The organism is Iodobacter fluviatilis, from assembly GCF_004194535.1.
Classification (GTDB): Bacteria; Pseudomonadota; Gammaproteobacteria; order Burkholderiales; family Chitinibacteraceae; genus Iodobacter; species Iodobacter fluviatilis_A.
Window position 1 is genome coordinate 4260125 of record NZ_CP025781.1, and the last position, 22449, is coordinate 4282573.

Genomic DNA, 22449 nt, shown 5'->3' on the forward strand with positions numbered 1-22449 from the left:
ATGGTATTTAGCTTTTGAGCATTGCTCTGCTTTGTTCTCAGTGTAAGTGTACGTTTTTCGGATGAAAATCCACTTAAAATCAGCATACGAATAGCGCAGAATGGATGGTTTTTTGCACTGCAGCAACATAGGTGTTTCCCGCTGCCGTAGGTGGGTGCAAAAAGTCCGATAATGTCATACCCACTCAGGAGACCTCTCATGCTTACGCCCCCGATGATTATGCCTTTCTTCCCGCCACATCGTATTTTAATGGGCCCTGGGCCATCAGATATTTACCCTTCCGTGCTGGCCGCGCTGTCTAAGCCAACTGTGGGGCACTTAGATCCGCTGTTTGTAGGCATGATGGATGAGATTAAAACGCTGCTTCAATACGCATTTCAGACTAAAAATCCGGTTACGATGGCGGTGTCTGCCCCCGGTTCGGCGGGAATGGAAGCGTGTTTTGTTAATTTAGTTGAACCTGGCGAAACGGTGATTGTTTGCCGTAACGGGGTGTTTGGCGAACGCATGCGTCAAAACGTGGAGCGCTTGGGGGCAATTGCCGTACTGGTGGACAATGCTTGGGGTGAGCCCGTCAACCCAAATCAAGTAGAAGATGCACTTAAAGCGCACCCAGAAGCCAAGTTTTTAGCTTTTGTGCATGCAGAGACCTCTACTGGCGCGCTATCTGATGCAAAAACTTTATCTGCGCTGGCAAAGCAATACGATTGCCTGACAATTGTAGACGCGGTGACGTCACTTGGTGGCGTAGAGCTACGCGTGGACGATTGGGGCATTGATGCTGTTTATTCAGGCAGTCAAAAATGTCTATCTTGCGTGCCGGGTTTATCTCCGCTTTCTTTCTCTGACGCGGCCGTCGCTAAATTAAAAGCGCGTAAAACACCGGTGCAAAGTTGGTTTCTGGATCAGAGCTTGGTCATGGGCTATTGGGGCAATGCTACAGGTGGCGCTAAGCGTAGCTATCACCATACAGCGCCAGTAAATACGCTGTATGCCTTGCATGAATCTTTGCGACTCCTTGCCAATGAAGGCTTAGAAAACGCGTGGCAGCGCCATGCAAATATGCATCAATTGCTACGCCATGGTCTGGAATCTTTGGGCTTGGAGTTTGTAGTCGATAAAGCCTACCGCCTGCCTCAGCTTAATACCGTACATATTCCTGCTGGCGTAGACGATGCAGCGGTGCGTAAGGTGTTGCTAGAAGATTACAACTTAGAAATCGGCGCAGGCTTAGGTGTGCTGGCAGGTAAAGCATGGCGAGTCGGCCTGATGGGCTACGGTGCAAGGCGCGAAAATATTGCGTTGTGCGTCCATGCTTTGGCGGCAGCGCTGCGTTAAGTATTTGTTTGAAGCGCGGTGCAAAAAGTCGGGCCTGTTGTGCGCGATAAATGGCTTGGCTGCATTTTTCATTATTTGAAAAAAAATTTCATGTATATCAGCAAAGGGGCGGTTTAGTCCCTTTGCTTTTTTTGCTTAGGATTATGGATAATTAGGGTCTGTTGACATTTTATTCGCCATTGCGCTGAGCCCCAAAACTGGGCCAAACGCAGCCGTGAATGAAACGTTAACAGACCCTAGGTGATTTGTTTGGGAAAATGTCAAACAGAGCCTAGGGATGTGGTCACACGAATCGATTTTTAGCTATAAACACGGCCAAGAAGCTGCCGGTGGCTTTCGAACTGATCGAGCACATCGCGGGTAATTTGCTCCGGAGAGAAGCCCATTAGGTCGTATTCCTGGCTGCCGTTGTACAGATAAACCTCAGCCCGGTAGTAACGCGTACGCCCTTCATCATCTTCTGGTGATTCGCTTGGGGGCGTCTGATAGCCGTCCAAGCTCACCTCATAGACAAATGGGTTTCCCTCACCCATCTCGATCCGCACGCCCATGCAGCGCTTGGACTTGCCAAGCAAAGTCTTCACATCCAAGCCTTGATCACGCAATAGCACAGCCGCCACTTCGAGAGCTGGCATCACTTTACGATCCATAAAGCACTGTACTACTGCTTGGGTAGGGTGCAGGTCTAGAGCGGTCAAGCGCTCACTGAAACCATGACGCCCACGTTCAGCAAGTTGCGCTTGCTCCTGTTCGATGGCGACATCCTGACGCATGGCCTTGTGCAAGCCAAACATAAAAAAGATCAACACCACCGAAAAGGGCAGCCCCGCCAGCACCACCATGGTTTGCATTGCTTCGAAATTACCAGCGAACAAGAGCCCGATGGTTACTAGAGTGATCACCAATGACCAAAAGATTCGCAACCAGTGCGGCGCATCTTCGTCAACATTGCCGCCTTTGCAAGAAAGATTAGCCATCATCACCGCGCCAGAATCTGCGGGGGTCAGAAATAGTACAAAGCCAACAAAGATCGACACGCCGATCACCACCTTCGACGCGGGGTAGTGCTCAAGCAACAGATAGATCGACATCGACGGTTGCTCTAGGGCTGTTCGCCCCAACTCTACTGCGCCATGATTGAGCACCAGATCAAGCGCTGAATTCCCGAAGATCGATAACCAAGCGAGGGTGAAGCCCAGTGGAATCAGTAGTACGCCCGCCACCAGTTCACGCACCGTACGACCACGAGAAATACGCGCGATGAACATGCCCACAAATGGAGCCCATGAAATCCACCACGCCCAGTAAAACACCGTCCACAAGCCCATCCAACGTTCGGCTTTCTCGCCATCACCTGTATATACATAGAGATCGAAAGTTTTCAGTACGATGCCGTTCATGTAATCACCAATATTCTGCACAAAACCATTAAGCAGGTGCAGGGTTGGGCCGAACAACAAAACAAAAATCAACAACCCGCTAAATAGCACGATGTTAAGGTTGGATAGGCGGCGGATTCCGTTTTCCACGCCGGACACAGCTGCGATCGTTGCCACCGTGCTCATCACGATAATCACGATCAGGAGATTGGTATTGCTGTGCGCCATCCCGAACAGGTTTTCCAAGCCAGAGGACACCTGCATCGAGCCGATCCCCAGATTGGTCACTAGCCCCAATAGCGTCACGAACATGCCGAATCCATCTACCGCGTGACCCGCTGCGCCCCTTACCCAACGTTCGCCCACTAGCGGGAACAACGCTGAACGCAGCGCCAATGGCTGATTATGCCGATAGGCAAAGTACGCCACGGCCAAACCAACTAAGGCGTAGATTGCCCAGCCGTGCAGCCCCCAGTGCAGGAAGGTCAGCTGCAAAGCTTGGCGGGCGGCCTGAGCGGTGGCTGCCGTGCCTTCGGGCGGGTTAAAGTAGTGGTCAAGCGGTTCTGACGCGCCGAAATACAGTAGCGAAATGCCAATGCCCGAGGAGAACAGCATCCCAGTCCAGGCTCCGTAACTGAAATCCGGTGTATCGTCTTTGCTGCCCAATTTGAGCTTGCCATAAGACGAAAACCCTACACCAACGACAAATAACAGGTAGGCGGCGATCACGATCATGTAATACCAGCCAAAGCTACGCGACAACCAAGCTTGGGCCACACCCAGCACTCGACCGGCCTCTTGCGGAGCGGCGATCAAAATGGCAGTCAGTAACAATATCATTACGGTAGAGGTGTAGAACACCCAACCGTTGACCTGCACCTTTTCTGGCGAGGTCTTTATAAGAGAGGCAGAACTCATGACGCAGATGCTCCAGACTGGGCGATAAGAAGAACAAAAAACAACACTTTACCCGCGCCCAGTCGTTGCGTTAGCCGTTGACCGACTGGCACTAAACAGGCTATGTCTGCGTAAAATGTTGAAATAGAGTTGAGTAGATACTTACTCTTTAAATCGGGTGTGCACGTTTTTTTCTTGCGCACTGCTTTTTGCATAAAGCGGCATTGCCACTAAGCAAAAAAACAAACAGATCTTTTTAGTGACCCATCCCCTTGCTGTGAACAATCGAGGCTGCTACGGGGCTCATAAGCCCCGCACAAAGACCGCGTTTATTGCATTCGCCGCTATTTTCTAATTAAAAAAATCTTGATTTCAGTTTTTAACCATTAACGCAGACATGGCCAATAAAAAGGCCCTCACCTCACATAAACGGTGTTGATTGCTACGCTCACGGGCAAAAAAAATTGCACCCTCAATGAGAATGCCTTTGCTTATTCGACAGGCCTCAGGAATTTGTCGATGCCATGTGTTGCTATTTTTACTAGGAAAAAACGATATATCGTAATCATTTGTCGTAGAGCTTATTCTTTTTTAATTGAACGTTCAATTAAAACAAAATAGACTGTCTTTCAAAGACAACGGATGCTCAACACTCGTTTCAAAGCATAAAGAGAGATGCACCATGCCTAAGGTCGGTATGCACCCTATTCGCCGCCAGCAGTTGATAAACGCCACGTTGATGGCCATTGATCAGGTCGGAATGGAAGATGCTAGCATTGCCATGATCGCCCGTTTTGCGGGGGTTTCAAATGGCATCATCAGTCACTATTTTCAGGGTAAAAATGGCCTGCTCGCCGCCACGATGCGGTACCTAATGAATACTTTGACCGAGAACGTCCACGTACAGCGAAATGCGTTGGAAGACAACAGCCCACGTGCGCATCTCCAAGTCATTATCGAAGGTAACTTCGATGCCAGCCAAGTCAACAGCCCCGCCATGAAAACTTGGCTAGCCTTTTGGGCCGCCAGCATGCACCACCCGTCTTTACACAGATTGCAGCGAATCAACGATCGCCGCCTGTACTCGAATCTGTGTTGCCAGTTCCGGCGGGTTCTGCCTCTACCCGATGCGCGCAGCGCAGCACGCGGCTTGGCAGCCTTGATTGACGGTCTGTGGTTACGCGGTGCACTGTCAGGTGATTCTTTCGACACAAGGCAGGCGCAACAAATCGCTTATGAATACATGGATTACCAATTAGCCAAGCAGGCGAGCTAAAACACACATCAAACGACCACGGCCTGAACGCCTGTTGATCAATGTTTCCCGAGTTTTAATAAGCAGCACCTTTTTGGCGATTAACGCCAACCACTTATGCACCTGTGAGGATTTTATGGCCCGTTTTGAATTGCAAAAACTCTACATTGATGGTGGTTATAGCGACGCTGGCAGCGTTGCCACCTTCGATGCCATTAACCCGGCTAACGGTGAAGTTCTCGCCAAGGTGCAATGTGCAACCAAAGAAGATGTCGAGCGCGCTGTCGTCAGCGCTGAAAAAGGACAAAAAATCTGGGCGGCACTCACCGCGGTGGAGCGTTCGCGCATCCTGCATCGTGCAGTCGAAATCTTGCGCGAGCGCAACGATGAATTATCGGCCCTAGAAACACTTGACACCGGCAAACCGTTATCCGAAACCAAGTACGTCGATATCGTCACCGGTGCTGACGTACTGGAATACTACGCTGGGCTGGCCCCTAGTATCGAAGGTGCACAGATTCCACTACGCACTACTTCATTTGTCTACACCCGTCGCGAGCCACTGGGTGTTGTGGCAGGTATCGGCGCATGGAACTACCCGATTCAGATCGCGCTATGGAAATCCGCGCCAGCGCTGGCAGCTGGGAACGCGATGATATTCAAGCCAAGCGAAGTCACCTCCCTAACAGCGGTGAAATTGGCTGAAATCTATACCGAAGCTGGCGTTCCGAACGGTGTATTTAACGTCCTGACCGGCAGCGGCCATGAAGTTGGCACTTGGCTGACCGAGCACCCGCGCATCGCAAAAATCTCTTTTACTGGTGGGACCATTACCGGCAAGAAAGTCATGGCCAACGCTTCGAGTTCATCGCTCAAAGATGTGACCATGGAATTGGGCGGCAAATCCCCACTCATCATTTTTGACGACGCCGATCTAGATCGCGCGGCCGATACCGCGATGATGGCCAATTTTTACAGCTCCGGACAGGTTTGCACCAACGGTACTCGCGTGTTCGTGCCAAAGCATCTGCAAGCGGCCTTCGAAGCCAAAATCGTGGAACGCGTTGCCCGCATCCGTATTGGCAGCCCTGAAGATGAAAATACCAACTTTGGCCCGCTAGTCAGCTTTGCACAGATGGAAAGCGTGCTTGGCTATATCGCCAAAGGTGAGAAACAAGGTGCCCGGCTGCTGTGTGGTGGCAACCGCCTAACCGATGGTGATTTGGCCAAAGGCGCATTTGTAGCCCCGACTGTGTTCACTGACTGCACCGATGAGATGACAATTGTTCGGGAAGAAATATTCGGCCCAGTGATGAGCATCCTAACCTACGAAACCGAAGAAGAGGTGATCCGTCGTGCGAACGATACGCACTTTGGTCTCGCTGCCGGTTTGATCACCAAAGACCTAAACCGTGCCCACCGAGTCATTCACCAACTGGAGGCCGGCATCTGCTGGATCAACGCTTGGGGCGAATCCGATGCCAAGATGCCAGTCGGTGGATACAAGCAATCAGGCGTGGGACGTGAGAATGGGATTAGCTCGCTGAACAACTTTACCCGTATCAAATCGGTACAAGTAGAGCTAGGCGACTACATCTCAGTGTTCTAAAAACCGAGCATTACTCACGATGAGTGCGAAGCACTCCCCTGACCCTATTCAAAGAAGGTGCACCCCATGTCTCAAGAGTTCGACTACATCATCATCGGTGCTGGCTCTGCCGGTAATACTTTAGCGGCACGACTAACTGAAGACGAAGGGGTCACTGTCTTACTACTGGAAGCCGGTGGCCCGGACCATCGTCTAGATTTTCGCACGCAAATGCCAGCGGCATTAGCGTTTCCACTTCAAGGCCGTCGCTACAACTGGGCCTATGAGACTGATCCGGAGCCACATATGGACGGCCGCAAGATGGAGTGCGGTCGCGGCAAGGGTTTGGGTGGCTCTTCCTTGATTAACGGGATGTGCTACATCCGTGGCAATGCTATGGATTATGACGGCTGGGCCAAATTACCAGGATTGGAAGACTGGGCCTATCTGGATTGCCTCCCTTATTTTCTTAAAGCGGAAACCCGCGACATTGGTGCTAACCATTATCACGGAGGCGAAGGCCCAGTCAGTGTGACTACGCCCAAAGCCGGTAACAACCCATTATTCCACGCCATGGTTGAAGCCGGCGTACAAGCCGGTTATCCACGTACTGAAGACTTAAATGGCTACCAGCAAGAAGGCTTCGGCCCGATGGATCGTACCGTGACGCCAAACGGCCGTCGTTCCAGTACCGCCCGTGGTTACTTGGATGTGGCCAAAAAGCGTTCGACCCTAACCATCGTCACTCACGCCCTAACCGATAAGGTTCTGTTTGAAGGCAAGCGTGCCATTGGCGTACGCTACCTGACCGGAGCCGCAGAAGAGCGCATTGAAGCCCGTGCCCGCAAGGAAGTGCTGGTGTGCAGCGGCGCAATCGCCTCACCGCAAATCCTCCAACGCTCTGGCATCGGCCCAGCTAAGCTGCTAGAAAGCCTGGATATTCCAGTGGTCCACGATCTGCCTGGTGTTGGTGAAAACCTGCAAGACCATCTAGAGCTATACCTACAATACGCATGCACCCAACCCGTTTCTCTGTACCCATCACAGCTCTGGTATAACCAACCCGCCATCGGCGCAGAGTGGTTACTCAATGGTAGCGGAATCGGGGCCAGCAACCATTTTGAAGCAGGCGGCTTTATCCGTACCCGTAAAGAATTCGCATGGCCGAACATTCAATACCACTTTCTCCCCATAGCGATTAACTACAACGGCAGCAACGGTGTCAAAGAGCACGGCTTTCAAGCGCACATGGGCTCCATGCGTTCGCCAAGCCGTGGCCGCATCCAGCTGAAGTCACAGAACCCGCGCGAATACCCAAGCATTCTCTTCAATTACATGTCCACCGCGCAGGACTGGCAGGAATTTCGTGATGGCATCCGCCTGACTAGGGAAATCATGCAACAACCTGCACTGGATGCTTTCCGGGGACGTGAAATCAGCCCAGGCATCGACCTGCAGACTGATGAGCAACTGGACACGTTTATCCGCGAGCACGCCGAAACCGCATTCCACCCATCCTGCTCATGCAAGATGGGCACTGACGAAATGGCCGTGGTCGATACAGAAGGTCGCGTGCATGGCATACAAGGCCTGCGTGTGATCGACGCCTCAATCATGCCAATCATCACCACCGGCAACCTGAACGCACCCACGATCATGATCGCCGAAAAAATGGCCGACAAAATCCGTGGTCGCAAGCCACTGCCTCGTAGCACCGCTAATTACTATGTGGCAGGCGATACGCCGGTGCGCGGTAACCCGCTGCGTAAAATAAGTAGTACTGCGTAATTAGCTACAAAACAGGCTTGGAGACACAGGAAGAAATGACCGGATATATTAGTTTTTTTACCATCGATTTCGCCGCCATTTGCGTTTAAATGACGCAGCCCACCGCGCATTGCGCTATCACGGTTAAAACAATGCCGATCCTTACAAAAGGATCGGCATTGTTTACTTGGCTAAGCTTTGGGTGCTTCTGGCACAAGTTCAGATTCTAAGTGCTTTACATGCCAATGTTTGGCTACATTCAAGCCCAATGCCTTGGGGTTAAATACAGGCTCTTGATTCAGACTTAGTTGTTGTTCATAGTCTTTTAACGTGGCCAGCGCTGGTTTTTGTAGCGCTAATATGGCAATGATATTAAGCCAAGCCATCAGCCCAACCCCCATATCGCCCAATCCCCAAGCTAACTCGGCAGTACGAATGCAGCCATAAAACGATACGGCAAGAATGGCTATTTTTAAAACAAAAAATAGTCCGGCAGAAGGAATCTTTCGGGCTAAAAATGCGATATTGGTTTCGGCAATATAGTAGTAAGCCAAAATCGTAGTGAAGGCGAAAAAGAACAGGGCGATACCGACAAACATGGAGCCAAAGCCAGGCAGGGCTTGCTCTACAGCGGCCTGAGTAAAATCACTCCCCGCTGTCATGCCAGCCAATCCTGTAAAAATAGCCTGCCCATCGGGTGCAACCACATTGTATTTGCCGGTAATTAAAATCATAAAGGCGGTGGCAGAGCACACAAAGAGCGTGTCAATATACACAGAAAATGCCTGTACTAAGCCTTGTTGGGCAGGGTGTTTGACTTCCGCCGCAGCGGCCGCATGGGGCCCCGTACCTTGGCCCGCTTCATTGGAATAAATGCCGCGTTTTACGCCCCACTGAATCGCCAAGCCCAACATAGCTCCCATGCCTGCCTCAGTACCAAAGGCGGAGCGAATAATCAACATGAATACATCGGGTAATTGCTGGATATTGAGCAGAATCACCACAAAGGCAATCAGGATATAACCCAGCGCCATAAACGGCACCACCACCTGTGCCACCTTGGCAATGCGTTTTACCCCACCAAAAATAATCATCCCAAGTAAAAGCACCACAATCGCGCCCGTGACTTCTGGGCTAAGGCCAAACGCTGTCTTTAAGCCAGCGGCAATCCCATTGGCCTGTACGCCGGGCATAAGCACTCCACAGGCGATAACAGTGACAATAGCAAACAGCATGGAATACCATTTCCAGCCCAAGCCTTTTTCAATATAAAAAGCGGGGCCACCTCGATACTGGCCTTCGTGTTTTTCGTGATAAATCTGCCCGAGTACTGATTCGATATAAGCCGTGCTAGCACCTAAAAAAGCCACTACCCACATCCAGAAAATAGCGCCCGGTCCACCAAAAGAGATCGCGGTGGCAACCCCGGCAATATTACCGGTTCCAACGCGACCAGAAAGCGATAAAGACAAGGCTTGAAACGAGGAAACACCCGCATCAGAAGCTTTGCCTTTGAACATCAGGCGAATCATTTCGCGAATATGGCGAACTTGCATAAAGCGGGTGCGAATCGAAAAATACAGGCCAACACCAAGGCATAAGTAAATAAGGGCAGGGCTCCAGACCCAGCTATTAACTGCATTAACCCATTCTTGCATATGCTCTCCAGACGCATTTGGAATGCGAAATATGTCAAAGGAGGGCCATTGTTGAGCACAATGTGACACTTTATCACTAGGGATTTCCCTTGGGCAGTAAGTCAAGCGCAACAAATATGTCAAAGGAATTGATAAATTGTTCTTTGTATATATCCTTAAATAATAATGATTCGCACTACCTTGGTGAATTCTGCGTGGTAGCCTTGCGTTGGCTCGTGGTTAATCTAATTTCTCACAAGGAAAGGATGAAGCCATGATCTTTTTCCAATCGACTTAGTATTTCAATACATGGGAGTGATATCTTATGGGACAAAGAATAGTCAGAATTGCAAATAAATTGTCAGCTAATATTATTCAAGAATTGATTCATGATGATATTGTGGCCATCGTCATCGAAGGGTATTATCCAGCGCATTTATGTGATTTACTAAGCCACAATATATTGCATAGCAAAGAGATTGATCCCTACACCCATGAGGTAGTAGAAGATAAAGTGCTTTTACAAAAATATTTTGGCGTTGATCGTATTGGTATCCCATTTAATAGTACCTACAACATAACAAGCCCTGCAGAAATAAATAATTACTATGGCGAAGTCAATGCGCAAACTGAGCGTTTACGTCGATATTGCGAATATTACTTATCGCCTATTGATAAATTACGTTTGGAATTAGATGAGCTATTTGTTCCAGGCGCCACAGTTGGTCATTTCGAAAATAAAAAAATGCTTGCGGGTATTGTGCGAATCAGCAAAGCCGAAAAATCTTATTTAAGTGCTTTAGAACCACACTTTGATGCTTTACCCCCTAAGTACGCCCAATTAGATGCGCAATTAGCCGCTAACATTTATGTGAAAGTACCTGATATAGGTGGCGAATTAGAAATATGGGATATCCCCGCACTTTCGCCATTTACTCAAGCGCCTGATCAATGGCGGGCTCAACTACCAGCGCCGATTAAAATAAAACCCCAGCTCGGTGATTTAGTGATCTTCAACTGCCGTAAACCCCACGCAATTTGCGCGTTTGTGGGTGAAGAGCGTATTACCACGCAAATGTTTATGGGGTATCAGTTAGAAAAACCACTTTTGCTTTGGAATTAGGGTGATAACAATGCAACAAGACTTTAAACAAGCATTGGCTGAGGTAAGTGAATGGATGCATGCCTACCAGCAAAACGTTGTTAAATATCCGGTTATTTCTGCATTAACAGGCGGCGATATTTTGCAGCAGCTACCGAATTTTGCCCCTAGGGATGCAACGCATTTTTCAGATATATTTGAAGATTTTAAAAATATTATTCTACCCGGTATTACCCATTGGCAGCACCCTCAATTCTTTGGCTATTTCCCATCTAATACCAGCCCGCCATCGGTACTGGCTGAAATGTTGGTAGCTAGCTTAGGCGTGCAATGCATGAGTTGGCTCACCTCACCTGCTGCGACCGAATTAGAAATAAGAATGATGGATTGGCTACGCGATTTATGGGGCTTGCCGGAGGCGTTTTCGGGGGTGATTCAGGATTCCGCCTCCAGCTCTACATTAATCGCGCTATTAGTAGCAAGAGAGCGAGCGACTCTGTTTCAAATTAATGAAACTGGTGTAGCAGGGCATAAATTAAGCGCTTATTGCTCATCCGAAGCGCATACCTCCATTGAAAAAGCGATAAAGATCGCTGGGATTGGATTGCAGCATTTAAGGAAAATACCCGTAGATGAGCATCAATCAATACGGATTGATTTATTGCAGCAAGCGATTAGCGATGATATTGAGCAAGGCTATACACCGTTTTTTATGGTGGGGGCCTTGGGTACGACCGGTAGTACGGCGGTGGATGATTTAGCGGCGATGGCACAAATAGCCAAAGCGCAGCAGATTTGGTTTCACATTGATGCCGCTTATGCTGGATCGGCGCTGATGCTGCCCAAAGTACGTGAATTGGCGGCTGGATATACCGATGCCGATAGCATGGTGGTGAATCCACATAAATGGCTACTTTGCAATTTTGATTGTTCGGCATTTTTTATCCGTGATAAAGAAAGCCTTCTTAAAACATTTACGCTGGGGCTCATCCCTGAATATTTAAAATCACCGAATAGCACGGATCAAACTAATTTTATGAATTGGGGCGTAGGCCTTGGGCGTCGTTTTAGGGCCCTGAAGCTCTGGTTTGTCATGCGCTGGTATGGTGTAGAGGGTTTAAGCCAACTGATTCGGTATCATATTGACTTAAGTGCGGAATTGGAGTGTTGGGTAAGGCAGGACTCTCATTTTGAAGTTTCCGCAAAACGTAATTTTAATTTACTTTGCTTTCGTTTAAAAGCCAGTGACGAGATTAATCTGGGGCTGCTACGCCGTATTAACGCCAGCGGCAAAGTATTTATGACTCATACTAAAATAAATCAACAATTGGCTCTTAGGATGGTGATTGGCCAAACTGAGGTCAATCAGCAGCATGTGAGAGAGGCTTGGCAACTTATTCAAAGCTCAGCAAAAGATTTGATGTAAAAAAAGGCTTTGCTTAAGAGCAAAGCCTTTTCAATATGTTTTTACTTCTTGCAGAATGCGTTGATATTCGCAATTTTCGCACCATTTTTATTTTTTAAATAAGCAAATAAACGGATTATTCTGCAAACTTTTTGGTGGGAAACGTGATTTTTTCTGCCTCTTTAGCTGAGAGTGTTATGGAGATAAGATATTGCCCTTTTATCGCTTAGTGCTTCATCCTAGCAGCCTGTCAGACTTAAGCGATCGTAGCGGTTTAAGACTGATTTCGTGGGTTTTTGAGGCGAATAGCTGGCTATTTAACGAGAAAATGCGTGAAATATGGAAGGACTTCGAGCAAAAGTATTTTGCAAAAATGGCGTTAATCGGTGTGATCAAAAGCATGAAGGATTTTTACTGGGATATTCGCCCTAAGCCTGAATTTGGCACCGTAGAGCTACGCGTTTGCGATACGCCGTTTTCTGTGGAGCGGGCTGCCATCAAACTAGCTTACGGGAGGATATTCGCAGCACTTTAGACTGCATTCAGCCCCACACCCCCGCATTAGATAGCACCCCTGCCTTAAACCATATTCATCAACTTATTATCAATGGTGATGACGCTACTTTTCTGCGTAATGAATACGAAAAGCGCAACAAGGTGGCAGGGATGGTTAATGAATCCATACAGCGGTTTCGCTATGGCAGACTCTGCCCTATAAAATAACGCGCCCTGTAAATACTTAAAATAATCGACAGCCTACATAAAGCTTCAGTGTAAATGTCGATCTATTTGTCCTGAGGCAAACTTGGCCATAAGCTCAGGATGGTCCCCATTTTGATACAAAGCTTATTGAAAGGTAAATCAGCGCGGGTCAAACGGAAGTTGCCCCTGAATAAACCACACCGGCCTGCAGTACACAATTTCGCCCTGCACGTTTAGCGGCATAAAGCACCTGATCTGCCTCGGCCACAACGCTTTCTGGTGTGTCACCATTCAAGGGAAAACTCGCCATACCGATGCTTACCGTCACCCTAAGCTCTTTATCTTTCACCACAAACAAGTAATCCTCCACACACGCACGTATTCGCTCGGCCACCAGCAAAGCCCCCTCAAGCGGCATCTTATACAAGCACACTGCGAACTCCTCACCACCATAACGTGCGGCACAATCAATCGGACGAATGCACTCTTGTAAGAGCCTGGCCACTCTGCGTAGTACCTCATCCCCCGCCTGATGCCCGTAGTTGTCATTCACTTTTTTAAAATAATCAATATCGATCATCAAAACTGCCAATCCCCCCCATCCACCCGACAATGGACCATGTTTTGCGCCAACATACGATAAAAAGCGACTTGATTGGCCAAGCCAGTAAGACCATCTAACTGAGATTTTATTTTGAATTGATCCCGCTCACTTTCTGTTTGGGTAAGCCGGATATAAACACGATCTACCACATGCTTTGCAAACAACAGACTAGCGCCCCCAAACACCAATAGGGCCGTCAAAACCTGCCATGCAAACTGCCGCTGCTCTCGGTATTTTTCAGTGAAATTATTAACCACCACCCACTGTCCAACGGCTTGCCCTGCGGCATCATGCAAGGCCACTTCACTAAAGCTTAACCATTCATTGTCGATGCCTACCTCAAAAGAAGACTGCGTTTGCCCTCCCCTTGCAAAACGCGTGTAGTGTAACAAGCGTGGATCAATATGCCGCGTACTACCAACTAAAACCACATCAGGAAACTGCTCCCAAGAAGGCACCTGGCCCAGCCCGCGCATTCCCTCCTCCCACTTCACTCGATTCAAGTGTTTTTTTTCAATCAGCATAAATAAATTAAGCCCGGCCAAGTCTTGTAAGTTGGATAAGGATTTACCCACCTCCATACCTAACTCTAAATAGCCCAGCAATCGTTGCTGTTGATCCCGCCAAGGCAAGACCACCCTTATGGAAAATGTGCCTCTTTCTCCAAGCTCCACTCCTGACGACACTTGATTCAGACGCTGAGCATCAATCGCCGTTTTACGCTCCACAATATCGCCAAAATGATCGGGCTGGTGCACCCGCAAAAAAATCTGCCGCTCTGGCGTCATAAAATACCAATGCGTTACATCATGATCTGCTTTTAATCGCTGAAATAAACCTTGGCTAGCCACCAGTAAAGCGGTCCTATCCAATCTTACAAAAGCATCTTGAAAAATCGCACTACCTTCCAAAACCTTCAGTAACCCAGCCAATTTATTTGTATTATTTTCTACATTTAGCCGCATCGCACCTGCAACCGATACGGGGATTTTTTTCAAGAGCGTATTTTTATCACTTTGGTCATGCAAATAGTTACTGCCAAAAAAAATGGCGGCCATCATCAGTAGCGCCACACAAAAAGGAATAAGCAGTACCGCACGATAGAAATTAAGGCTTGCCTTATTAAGCATTTTTTCCCTTTCCTACTTCTTTAGAGATACCCACAACGATTCACTTACGGTTTTTCTTACCAAAAAAATACGCCACACCATCATACACATTCCCATTGTCGCAAATTACACAGCATTATTTCCGATATATAGCTTACTTCAATTCAAATTACACGGCTGGTGATGCTCCGCCTATAAAAGCGATAATCTCGAGCTCAAGAATAAACACTTAATATTTTTTGTTACCAATTAACAATTCTAAAAAACCGGTTATTCCAATTAAAAACAATGCCAGTTCGCCACATTTCTTGATTTCGCGCACATTCTAAATGCTTGCTCTATTCTATGATTGAGCTTACATAAACTTCTATGAAAAGCCAACCATGCTTGACCTATCAACTTTTTTCCTTGGACGCCCCCTAGCTGCGCCGTTGATGAACGCATCAGGTGTTTGGTGCAACGTGACGAATCAGCTCAATGCGCTTGCAAAGAGTGAAGCAGGCGCAATGGTGACTAAAAGCTGCACACTGGTTCGCCGCGATGGCAACCCAGAGCCGCGATATCACACCTTATCTATGGGCAGTATTAACTCAATGGGTTTACCCAATGAGGGCCATCTTTATTATTTAGATTATGCCCAGCAGCATGATTACGAAAATAAACCATTATTTTTTTCTGTAGCAGGATTAACGCTAGACGATAACTTAACGATGGTGGCGCAAATTCAAGATGCCTATACACCCGCCATGGTAGAAATTAATCTTTCTTGCCCAAATGTGCCTGGTAAAGCGCAAATTGGCTATGATTTTGAAGCATTAGATGTGATATTAGCGGAAATTAGTTCTGCCTATGCCCGCCCTTTTGGCGTGAAGCTACCGCCTTATTTTGATATTGCGCATTTTGATGAAGTAGCAGAAATATTAAATCGCTATGACAAAGTGGCTTTCGTCACCTGCATTAATTCAATTGGTAATGGATTAATGATTGATATCAATAGCGAAACCGTGCTTATTAAACCCAAGCAAGGATTTGGCGGAATTGGCGGCGAATACGTGTTACCCACCGCACTTGCCAATGTCAATGCGTTTTATCGCCGCTGCCCAGAAAAATCTATCATTGGCTGTGGGGGTGTTAGCACCGGCGAGCACGTCTTTATGCATTTATTAGCTGGAGCCAGCATTGTTCAAGTTGGCACGGCTTTGTATGAAGAAGGTGTAGATATTTTTGCACGATTAAAAATAGAGCTAGCACGAATCATGCAACAAAAGGGCTATCAGAAAATTGAAGAATATCAAGGAAAATTAAAAACTATTTAAAAATAAAAACTAATACATATCCCTATTGATAATCCCATCCGTCTACGCTTACTATCTATCGGCGCATTATAGCGTGGCTCTGTAAATTTCAGCTTTTATATTGGATATGTGTAGTTTTATTAGTAACCACACCCCAACCTGGAGCAATAGTATGCGTACTCAATGTCTTAAAACGGGTTTTACTCTTACTTTGATGTTTGCTGCTTTTGCTGCTAACGCCGCCGATGCACTTCCTCGCGTGATGATATTAGCCACTGGCGGCACCATTGCTGGCACGGGCGCTACCAGCACCACTACGGTAGGCTATACCGCTGCAAAAATCGGAGTAGAGCGCCTGATTGAAGCCGTGCCTGAATTGCAAAAAGTAGCCCATGTTAAAGGCGAGCAGGTATTCCAAATCGCCAGCGAAAACATGAGCAACGAGCACTGGCTGAAACTGGCCAAGCGCGTGAATGAGGTTCTTAAGCAGCCCGATGTAGACGGCATTGTGATTACCCATGGCACCGATACCATCGAAGAAACGGCTTACTTTTTAAATCTAGTGGTTAAAAGTAAAAAGCCTGTTGTGATTGTAGGTGCGATGCGCCCTGCCACAGCCATCAGCGCCGATGGCCCTATCAATCTTTATAATGCAGTGGCATTAGCGGGTAGCAAAGAGGCGGTAGGTCAAGGCGTAATCGTATCTTTAAATGACGAAATCCAAGGCGCACGCGATGTCACTAAAACCAATACCATGACCGGCAATACTTTTAGAGCGCCAGAACTCGGTAGTCTTGGTTATATGGTATCGGGCCAAGCTAAGTTTTACCGTAGCAGTACCCGTAAGCACACCAGCGAAACCGAATTCGATGTAAGCAAACTAGAAACTCTGCCTGCTGTGGATATTGCCTATGGCTCGGCGAATGCTAACACCCTTGCAATTGATGCATTTGCTGCCGCTGGCGACGTAGGGATTGTGTATGCCGGCACTGGTAATGGCAGCTTATCCACCTCTGTGCGTACCCGCCTTACCGAACTACGCCAAAAAGGCATTCATATTAATCGCTCATCCCGCGTAGGCAACGGCCCAACCGTTCGTGACGGTGAAAACGATGATAACAAAACCGATTTCACCGTATCCGATACCCTCACCCCACAAAAAGCCCGCATTTTATTGATGCTAGCGCTAACTAAAACCAAAGACAGTAAAGAAATTCAACGTATGTTCTACACCTACTAAACAAATCGACATCGCTGCGACATTTAATTTAGCAGTGAGTAGCTTTCATTTAATAAATATAAAAATGCGGCTTTTCAGGCCGCATTTTTATTGGGCAAACAAAAACCAGCTTGACATCCCATATAAATATTAAATTCGCTCGGCCATCTGATTTAATCTTAAGCAATTTAAATACGCCATCATAATGCACTAAGCTTAATCATAACTACAATGTAGGCGAACTATGATGGCAAGGCATATATTCAACATGGTATTTATTGGTACAGGGCTTGCCGCAGGAGCAATCTATGCTTGTAATGGCACGATCACGCCGGATATCTCCCCTATTAACAACCCTGACTTTCATGGCGTCGCCATTTTTCTACCAGAAATATTAGAAAATGCAGATTCAGGCCCTTTTCCTGATCTATTAAAAACCGTTAACAAATATTATCCAGAAGGCAAGATTAGCATCAGCATCGAGCCCGTGAAGCGCGTATACCTTGATATTAATAATAAACATGCCGATTTTCGATTTCCTATTATGGAAGTAAGCGCAGGGGCTGATAATTTCACACCCTATCAATTCTCAAAAGAAATGCTAGGAAAAGTGAGTTTTGTGCTTTATTCCCTTAAAACAAAACCTCTATATAAACAAGATATTATAAATGCAGCCTATCTCTCTAAATATACGATTGAAGCACCCCCAGCCAACTGGGGCTTCTCCACCAATAGTGTGATTAATTTAGAGCAATCACTTAAAAAACTAAATGCAGGCCGGATTGATGCCGTGCTCTGGGCACAAGAAGAATCAGATTACATTATTAAAAAATTTAAGCTCAACCAAATACACCGCGCTCATTTTGATGATTACCCTGACCTACTGTTCTTCTCTTGTAATCAGCGTGGTGATTTTGTAAACACGGCTCTTAGTAAAGCAATATCAGCAGCCCGTGCCAGCGGAGAGTTACAAAAAGCCTATATAAAAGTGCATAAGCCCTATCAAGACTGGCAACCCTAAGCCATCATTGCTTAGGTATCTCACTTTGCCAGTTCTCATCGTAAGTTTACCCCTCACTACTCTTCATGCTTGCAAGTGTGTTAATTACTATGCCAATAAAACTAAAGGCCGCTATGGCCTTTAGTTTTATCTTAAAAGGGTTAATTCACCGGTAAATTTACAAAATATTGCTTAGCAAAATCGCTGGTAAATTGGCCTAATAAGAGATGGGTATGCGTGGTGGGATGCATATTATCCCAAAATACATATTCATCTGGATTAGTGCACTCTAGACGCAGTTTTTGTGTCTGTAGATACACCGTGCTCGCCGCAGAGTTAATATTTAAGCACGCTTGCGTCGTGTTTTTTACATTGTATTTACTAGGGTGATCTAATAAATCAGCGAACATGGCATTAGTATCAAAAAGTTGGATATTTAAACGCGCCCCATGCTTATCACGTAGTGCTTTTAATAAAATAGTGAGCCGCTGATTATACTCAATCACTTGTGCCGCTACATTATCCGCATCATTGCGCAATTTAAATATTGGCGCCCGCGAAACATTAGGTAAATTAAGCAGCAAGATATTGCTAGCACCCGCTGCAATCAGCGTATCTAAAGCCGTAGTTTGTGCCGTAATCAATTGATCTACACTGCGGCCATAACTTATTAAGTCATTCCCACCAATCAGCATGGTAAATAAAGTACTTTCGGGGTGATACGCCGGTGCTTGCGACGTATACTCCTTCCAAGACTGTACCTGCTGAATAAGCCCGGGTACCACTAAGTGCGTATCCGCTGCTGAGCCCCCAATCGCCCAGTTATAGAGAGGTAATTTCAGATTTTCAGCGAAGTATTCCACCCAAACTTTGTCATTGCTAAAGCTGCCAATAAACCACGTTTTTGAATTAGGCAATTTCCAAAAGGAGGCGTTATACATATTTTGTGTATCAGAGAGACTATCGCCAAAGGCAATCACCTTGTTAATAGCATGACTTTGTGTCGCCTGATCATTCGTCCATACCGTGGAATCAAAAGATAAGGCATTATTAGCAGCGGCCACCAGTGCCACCGGCGTTTTTATGCCCTTCTGACTTAATGTTTGCCTGCACACGCTACTGAGGGTTTCTTGGGCTACTTCGCTATAGAACATATTCTTCCACTGAAATAAGCCATCCGCCCACCAATTGCCATATAGCTTGTAATACGCGCCGCTACTTGGGTCTGTCGCCCAAGCGTAAGTTGTGGCAGGTTGGCTTAGCTCATCCTTTTTACGATAATAACAACGCAAATAGGTGTACGTGTAGCCCCCTAAGCGTGCAGACCTAGCGACTTTGGGCGCATTAAACAATTCTTCGGCACTCAGTGGTTTTTCCGCGGATAACACGCTCCCCAATTGCACATCAGGGCTTACATTTTCATTGGCAAAAACTGCGGCAGTAGCGATCAGCAAGCTGATAAGGATTAAATGTCGCATAAATGTTTATCCGCCTAAAACATTATCATTCTCTTATACTACGACAATGCCAAAGTGCCACCTATACCTTGAAACACCCATACACAGGCAAAAAAAAAGGCGAAAAAACATACCGTTTTTCACCTTTTAGAATCCCAGCCATAACATTCAGCTTTTAAACCTCATTAACGTGCATAGCCTTGCGCAGGAATAATCACCAAGGCGGCCCGTTGGCCGATGCTGACATCTGGGTTGGGGAAAATTAATCTTGCATCTACCTCATTCACAATATACTGAATACCCTCCTCTTCGGCCAAGAGCGTTCCCAGCGGCAATGGCGCAAAGTTATCCATATGCGCGTCAATACTTAGAGCAAATGCATCGCTTTGCTTGACGATCTCGCGTGAAACTTTAAAAAGGCGAATATGCGCCGGAACCACTTCGCACTCTGGCAACTCACCACTGATCATGTTTTCTAGATAACCCTGCATTTTGTTTAGATCAAGCGCCGTGTTCTGACCAAAGGGCATGGCCCTGCCTAGCTCAATTGTAAACGCAGCCGCCCCGCAATATTGGCTGGAAAAGAAAGAGAATGTTGTGGAGGTGGTGGATTGCATTAGCACCGCATCTACCCCAGCCGCCGCGAGGCGCGCCACTTGCAAGGGTTCAAAATTTCGTCCATGCGGTGGCAAGGGGTAGATAGCAAATTTTTCAATTAAAGAACCATGAATTGCCGTGTGTAAATCGTAATGCAACCGTGGTTTTCCATCTTGAATCGAGCGAGAAAAAAACCGCATCAGCTGCATTTCTAGCATGGCAGCACGGCGTGCCTCTTGGCCATCTTCTACCTCAGGCATGCGACAGAACAAACGGTTCATATCCTGCTCAATGCAGCGTATCCCTTGGCGCATTGCCTCCACATTGCCAAATATACAGAGCACACGGGCGCGCACGCGCAGCTCCCCATTTAGAATTTGGCTTACTAAGTGATCTAACAGCTCGATAGGCGCAGTTTCATTGCCGTGTATCCCACAGCTGAGTACCACGTCTAATTGACGATCTCTAGGATCTTTAGGCTCAAAGCGAATAATGCCTTCATCCATGACTTGTACATGGGTGCCATTTGGTAGGCAATAAGGCAAGGCAATCGCGGTTTTTCCTGCTAAGGTTTGTGCTAAAAAAGAAGGATTCATTTTGGGTCTATGTCTTGGGTAACTGAAGGAAGTCTAGGCCCTGTTGGTGTTTTTTTCACACTAGATAAGCAGCAATCGTCTTGTACACTTCGGCAACCACAACCAATGCAAGAAATTAGTAAGTATCTTCATTGTATTGCGTCATTGAACTTCAGTGATATTGATCAAGTTAACTGACAAGGATAAATCGAGCCCAGATGTAAAATTTGTGTTAATTCATCTAAAGCGGTGCGCACTTCGGTCATCAAATGAGGATCGGCTAAATCCGCCTCGGTCAGACGATCACGGTAATGTTGATCCACCCAGCTATTAAGGCGAGTAAATAAGCTATCGTTCATCCAAATATGTGGGTTTACCACCGCTAACTCTTGCTCTTGCAAAGCTACGCGTAAACGTAAGCAAGCTGGGCCGCCGCCATTTTGCATACTTTGTTTTAAATCGAACACCATCAGCTCGGCAATCGGCCCATTACTGGCCAGCATTCCTTGTAAGTATTCCCAAACCGCAGGCGTGGCTCGGCATTCATCTGGCACGACTAAATTTTGTCGGCCATCGGCACGCGCCAACAATTGGCTATTAAAGAGATAGGACTTCACCGCGTCCGCTATGCCCACTTGGGCTAGCGGCACTTCAACCACTTGTAAGCCGCCACCAAGCTTGGCGTCTAGCTCGGCATACACCGCGGCTTGGCGCAAAAAAGCGGCTTCGTGGCTAAACAAGACATTTTGATTGCCCACTGAAATGACGTCATTGTGAAATACCCCCGCATCGATCACGGCGGGGTTTTGCTGTGCAAAGACCAGCTTGTCAGCACTTAAGCCATGCAAACGGGCTATCGCCTCGCCCGCTTCGCGCGTTTGCCGCGCGGGGAATTTTTGCGGCTCAACGCCCCCGCCCCAGTGCTGGCGGCCATATACAAAGAATTCCACCCCAGCCTTGCCATAATCATGGCAAAAGCGGGTGTGATTGGCTGCACCTTCATCGCCAAACACCGCCTGCATAGGCAGGGCATCATGATGGGCAAACACCGCCTCATTATTAAACATCGCCTTAAGCGAGCGCGTAGTTTGCCCGTGCTCAATAGCGCGGTGAAATTTATTTTGTAGATTTGCCGCCGTAAAGTGCACACGGCCATCACCAGTATCGGCCGAAGGGCTTACCGTTGCGGCATTGGCGGTCCACATACTGGATGCAGATGACACATTGGCCAGTAATCCTGGCGACGTTTTAGCAACTGCAGCTAATACTGCGGCATCATCCCCAGCAAAACCCAGCTCACGCAGTAAGCCAATCGCAGGGCGTTCTTGCGGTACAAATACGCCCTGCTTATAGCCCATATCCGCCAGTGCTTTCATTTTAGCCAAGCCTTGCTTGGCTGCTTCACGCGGATTAGCAGCTTTATTGGCATTGGATGTAGAAGCCACATTGCCAAAAGAATGACCGCCGTAATGGTGGGTTGGGCCAACTAAACCGTCAAAATTCGCTTCAAAACTCGTCGACAT

At 47.3% G+C, this 22449-nt stretch carries 17 protein-coding genes; 10 read left to right on the forward strand and 7 right to left on the reverse strand.

From position 1 onward, the window contains the following. Positions 1 to 198: 198 nt before the first annotated feature. Positions 199 to 1338, forward strand: coding sequence for a pyridoxal-phosphate-dependent aminotransferase family protein (locus C1H71_RS18940; protein ID WP_130107954.1), 1140 nt, complete (start codon positions 199 to 201; stop codon positions 1336 to 1338). A 299-nt stretch (positions 1339 to 1637) separates the two neighbouring features. On the opposite strand, the gene C1H71_RS18945 is transcribed toward C1H71_RS18940, so the two are convergent. Then, positions 1638 to 3635 (reverse strand): BCCT family transporter, encoded by a 1998-nt coding sequence (locus C1H71_RS18945; protein ID WP_130107955.1) that lies wholly within the window; start codon positions 3633 to 3635, stop codon positions 1638 to 1640. 661 nt (positions 3636 to 4296) lie between these two features. Here C1H71_RS18945 and betI point away from each other — a divergent pair. The 3 genes from betI to betA all read left to right on the forward strand — a co-directional run bounded on the left by betI (position 4297) and on the right by betA (position 8245). After that, on the forward strand, positions 4297 to 4890 hold the full coding sequence (gene betI, locus C1H71_RS18950) for a transcriptional regulator BetI (RefSeq protein WP_130107956.1): 594 nt from the start codon (positions 4297 to 4299) through the stop codon (positions 4888 to 4890). A 115-nt stretch (positions 4891 to 5005) separates the two neighbouring features. Continuing rightward, positions 5006 to 6478, forward strand: a complete 1473-nt coding sequence (gene betB, locus C1H71_RS18955; RefSeq protein ID WP_130107957.1) for a betaine-aldehyde dehydrogenase — start codon at positions 5006 to 5008, stop codon at positions 6476 to 6478. A 66-nt stretch (positions 6479 to 6544) separates the two neighbouring features. Continuing rightward, positions 6545 to 8245, forward strand: a complete 1701-nt coding sequence (gene betA / locus C1H71_RS18960) for a choline dehydrogenase (protein ID WP_130107958.1) — start codon at positions 6545 to 6547, stop codon at positions 8243 to 8245. A gap of 170 nt (positions 8246 to 8415) precedes the next feature. On the opposite strand, the gene C1H71_RS18965 is transcribed toward betA, so the two are convergent. After that, positions 8416 to 9882, reverse strand: a complete 1467-nt coding sequence (locus C1H71_RS18965) for an alanine/glycine:cation symporter family protein (protein ID WP_130107959.1) — start codon at positions 9880 to 9882, stop codon at positions 8416 to 8418. A gap of 337 nt (positions 9883 to 10219) precedes the next feature. Between C1H71_RS18965 and C1H71_RS18970 the strand changes: the two genes are divergently transcribed. The 3 genes from C1H71_RS18970 to C1H71_RS21675 all read left to right on the forward strand — a co-directional run bounded on the left by C1H71_RS18970 (position 10220) and on the right by C1H71_RS21675 (position 12903). Further along, positions 10220 to 10984, forward strand: coding sequence for a 2OG-Fe(II) oxygenase (locus C1H71_RS18970; RefSeq protein ID WP_188053427.1), 765 nt, complete (start codon positions 10220 to 10222; stop codon positions 10982 to 10984). 10 nt (positions 10985 to 10994) lie between these two features. Further along, the gene (locus tag C1H71_RS18975) at positions 10995 to 12389 is read left to right on the forward strand and encodes a pyridoxal phosphate-dependent decarboxylase family protein (RefSeq protein ID WP_130107961.1); all 1395 of its coding nucleotides are present in this window, start codon (positions 10995 to 10997) and stop codon (positions 12387 to 12389) included. A 190-nt stretch (positions 12390 to 12579) separates the two neighbouring features. Beyond that, positions 12580 to 12903 (forward strand): glutamate-cysteine ligase family protein, encoded by a 324-nt coding sequence (locus tag C1H71_RS21675; protein ID WP_130107962.1) that lies wholly within the window; start codon positions 12580 to 12582, stop codon positions 12901 to 12903. 336 nt (positions 12904 to 13239) lie between these two features. On the opposite strand, the gene C1H71_RS18985 is transcribed toward C1H71_RS21675, so the two are convergent. Together C1H71_RS18985 and C1H71_RS18990 are read right to left on the reverse strand one after the other, a co-directional pair. Further along, the gene (locus C1H71_RS18985) at positions 13240 to 13650 is read right to left on the reverse strand and encodes a GGDEF domain-containing protein (protein ID WP_130107963.1); all 411 of its coding nucleotides are present in this window, start codon (positions 13648 to 13650) and stop codon (positions 13240 to 13242) included. Beyond that, positions 13650 to 14804, reverse strand: a complete 1155-nt coding sequence (locus C1H71_RS18990; protein WP_130107964.1) for a cache domain-containing protein — start codon at positions 14802 to 14804, stop codon at positions 13650 to 13652. The genes C1H71_RS18985 and C1H71_RS18990 overlap by 1 nt, the downstream gene beginning before the upstream one ends. Before the next feature lie 362 nt (positions 14805 to 15166). Between C1H71_RS18990 and C1H71_RS18995 the strand changes: the two genes are divergently transcribed. The 3 genes from C1H71_RS18995 to C1H71_RS19005 all read left to right on the forward strand — a co-directional run bounded on the left by C1H71_RS18995 (position 15167) and on the right by C1H71_RS19005 (position 18318). Next, positions 15167 to 16099 carry a dihydroorotate oxidase gene (locus tag C1H71_RS18995; RefSeq protein ID WP_130107965.1) on the forward strand — a complete coding sequence of 311 codons (933 nt, stop codon included), beginning with the start codon at positions 15167 to 15169 and terminating at the stop codon, positions 16097 to 16099. 151 nt (positions 16100 to 16250) lie between these two features. Then, positions 16251 to 17318 carry a type II asparaginase gene (locus C1H71_RS19000; protein ID WP_130107966.1) on the forward strand — a complete coding sequence of 356 codons (1068 nt, stop codon included), beginning with the start codon at positions 16251 to 16253 and terminating at the stop codon, positions 17316 to 17318. 247 nt (positions 17319 to 17565) lie between these two features. Further along, positions 17566 to 18318, forward strand: a complete 753-nt coding sequence (locus C1H71_RS19005) for a hypothetical protein (protein ID WP_130107967.1) — start codon at positions 17566 to 17568, stop codon at positions 18316 to 18318. A gap of 140 nt (positions 18319 to 18458) precedes the next feature. On the opposite strand, the gene C1H71_RS19010 is transcribed toward C1H71_RS19005, so the two are convergent. The 3 genes from C1H71_RS19010 to astB form a co-directional block, all read right to left on the reverse strand. Further along, entirely contained in the window at positions 18459 to 19775 is a 1317-nt protein-coding gene (locus C1H71_RS19010) for an SGNH/GDSL hydrolase family protein (RefSeq protein WP_130107968.1), read from the reverse strand. 164 nt (positions 19776 to 19939) lie between these two features. After that, positions 19940 to 20947 carry a succinylglutamate desuccinylase gene (astE, locus tag C1H71_RS19015; protein WP_130107969.1) on the reverse strand — a complete coding sequence of 336 codons (1008 nt, stop codon included), beginning with the start codon at positions 20945 to 20947 and terminating at the stop codon, positions 19940 to 19942. 164 nt (positions 20948 to 21111) lie between these two features. Then, positions 21112 to 22449: an N-succinylarginine dihydrolase gene (gene astB, locus C1H71_RS19020; RefSeq protein WP_130107970.1), complete on the reverse strand. Its 1338-nt coding sequence runs from the start codon at positions 22447 to 22449 to the stop codon at positions 21112 to 21114.

Excerpts from the sequence above, each read along its gene's own strand:
- C1H71_RS19010 (WP_130107968.1), bottom strand. The coding sequence starts at position 19,775 with ATGCGACATTTAATCCTTATCAGCTTGCTGATCGCTACTGCCGCAGTT.
- astE (WP_130107969.1), bottom strand. The coding sequence starts at position 20,947 with ATGAATCCTTCTTTTTTAGCACAAACCTTAGCAGGAAAAACCGCGATT.
- C1H71_RS18940 (WP_130107954.1), top strand. The coding sequence starts at position 199 with ATGCTTACGCCCCCGATGATTATGCCTTTCTTCCCGCCACATCGTATT.
- betI (WP_130107956.1), top strand. The coding sequence starts at position 4,297 with ATGCCTAAGGTCGGTATGCACCCTATTCGCCGCCAGCAGTTGATAAAC.
- C1H71_RS18965 (WP_130107959.1), bottom strand. The coding sequence starts at position 9,882 with ATGCAAGAATGGGTTAATGCAGTTAATAGCTGGGTCTGGAGCCCTGCC.
- C1H71_RS18995 (WP_130107965.1), top strand. The coding sequence starts at position 15,167 with ATGCTTGACCTATCAACTTTTTTCCTTGGACGCCCCCTAGCTGCGCCG.
- C1H71_RS18975 (WP_130107961.1), top strand. The coding sequence starts at position 10,995 with ATGCAACAAGACTTTAAACAAGCATTGGCTGAGGTAAGTGAATGGATG.
- C1H71_RS18990 (WP_130107964.1), bottom strand. The coding sequence starts at position 14,804 with ATGCTTAATAAGGCAAGCCTTAATTTCTATCGTGCGGTACTGCTTATT.
- betB (WP_130107957.1), top strand. The coding sequence starts at position 5,006 with ATGGCCCGTTTTGAATTGCAAAAACTCTACATTGATGGTGGTTATAGC.
- C1H71_RS18985 (WP_130107963.1), bottom strand. The coding sequence starts at position 13,650 with ATGATCGATATTGATTATTTTAAAAAAGTGAATGACAACTACGGGCAT.
- C1H71_RS19000 (WP_130107966.1), top strand. The coding sequence starts at position 16,251 with ATGCGTACTCAATGTCTTAAAACGGGTTTTACTCTTACTTTGATGTTT.
- C1H71_RS19005 (WP_130107967.1), top strand. The coding sequence starts at position 17,566 with ATGGTATTTATTGGTACAGGGCTTGCCGCAGGAGCAATCTATGCTTGT.
- betA (WP_130107958.1), top strand. The coding sequence starts at position 6,545 with ATGTCTCAAGAGTTCGACTACATCATCATCGGTGCTGGCTCTGCCGGT.
- astB (WP_130107970.1), bottom strand. The coding sequence starts at position 22,449 with ATGTCGACGAGTTTTGAAGCGAATTTTGACGGTTTAGTTGGCCCAACC.
- C1H71_RS18945 (WP_130107955.1), bottom strand. The coding sequence starts at position 3,635 with ATGAGTTCTGCCTCTCTTATAAAGACCTCGCCAGAAAAGGTGCAGGTC.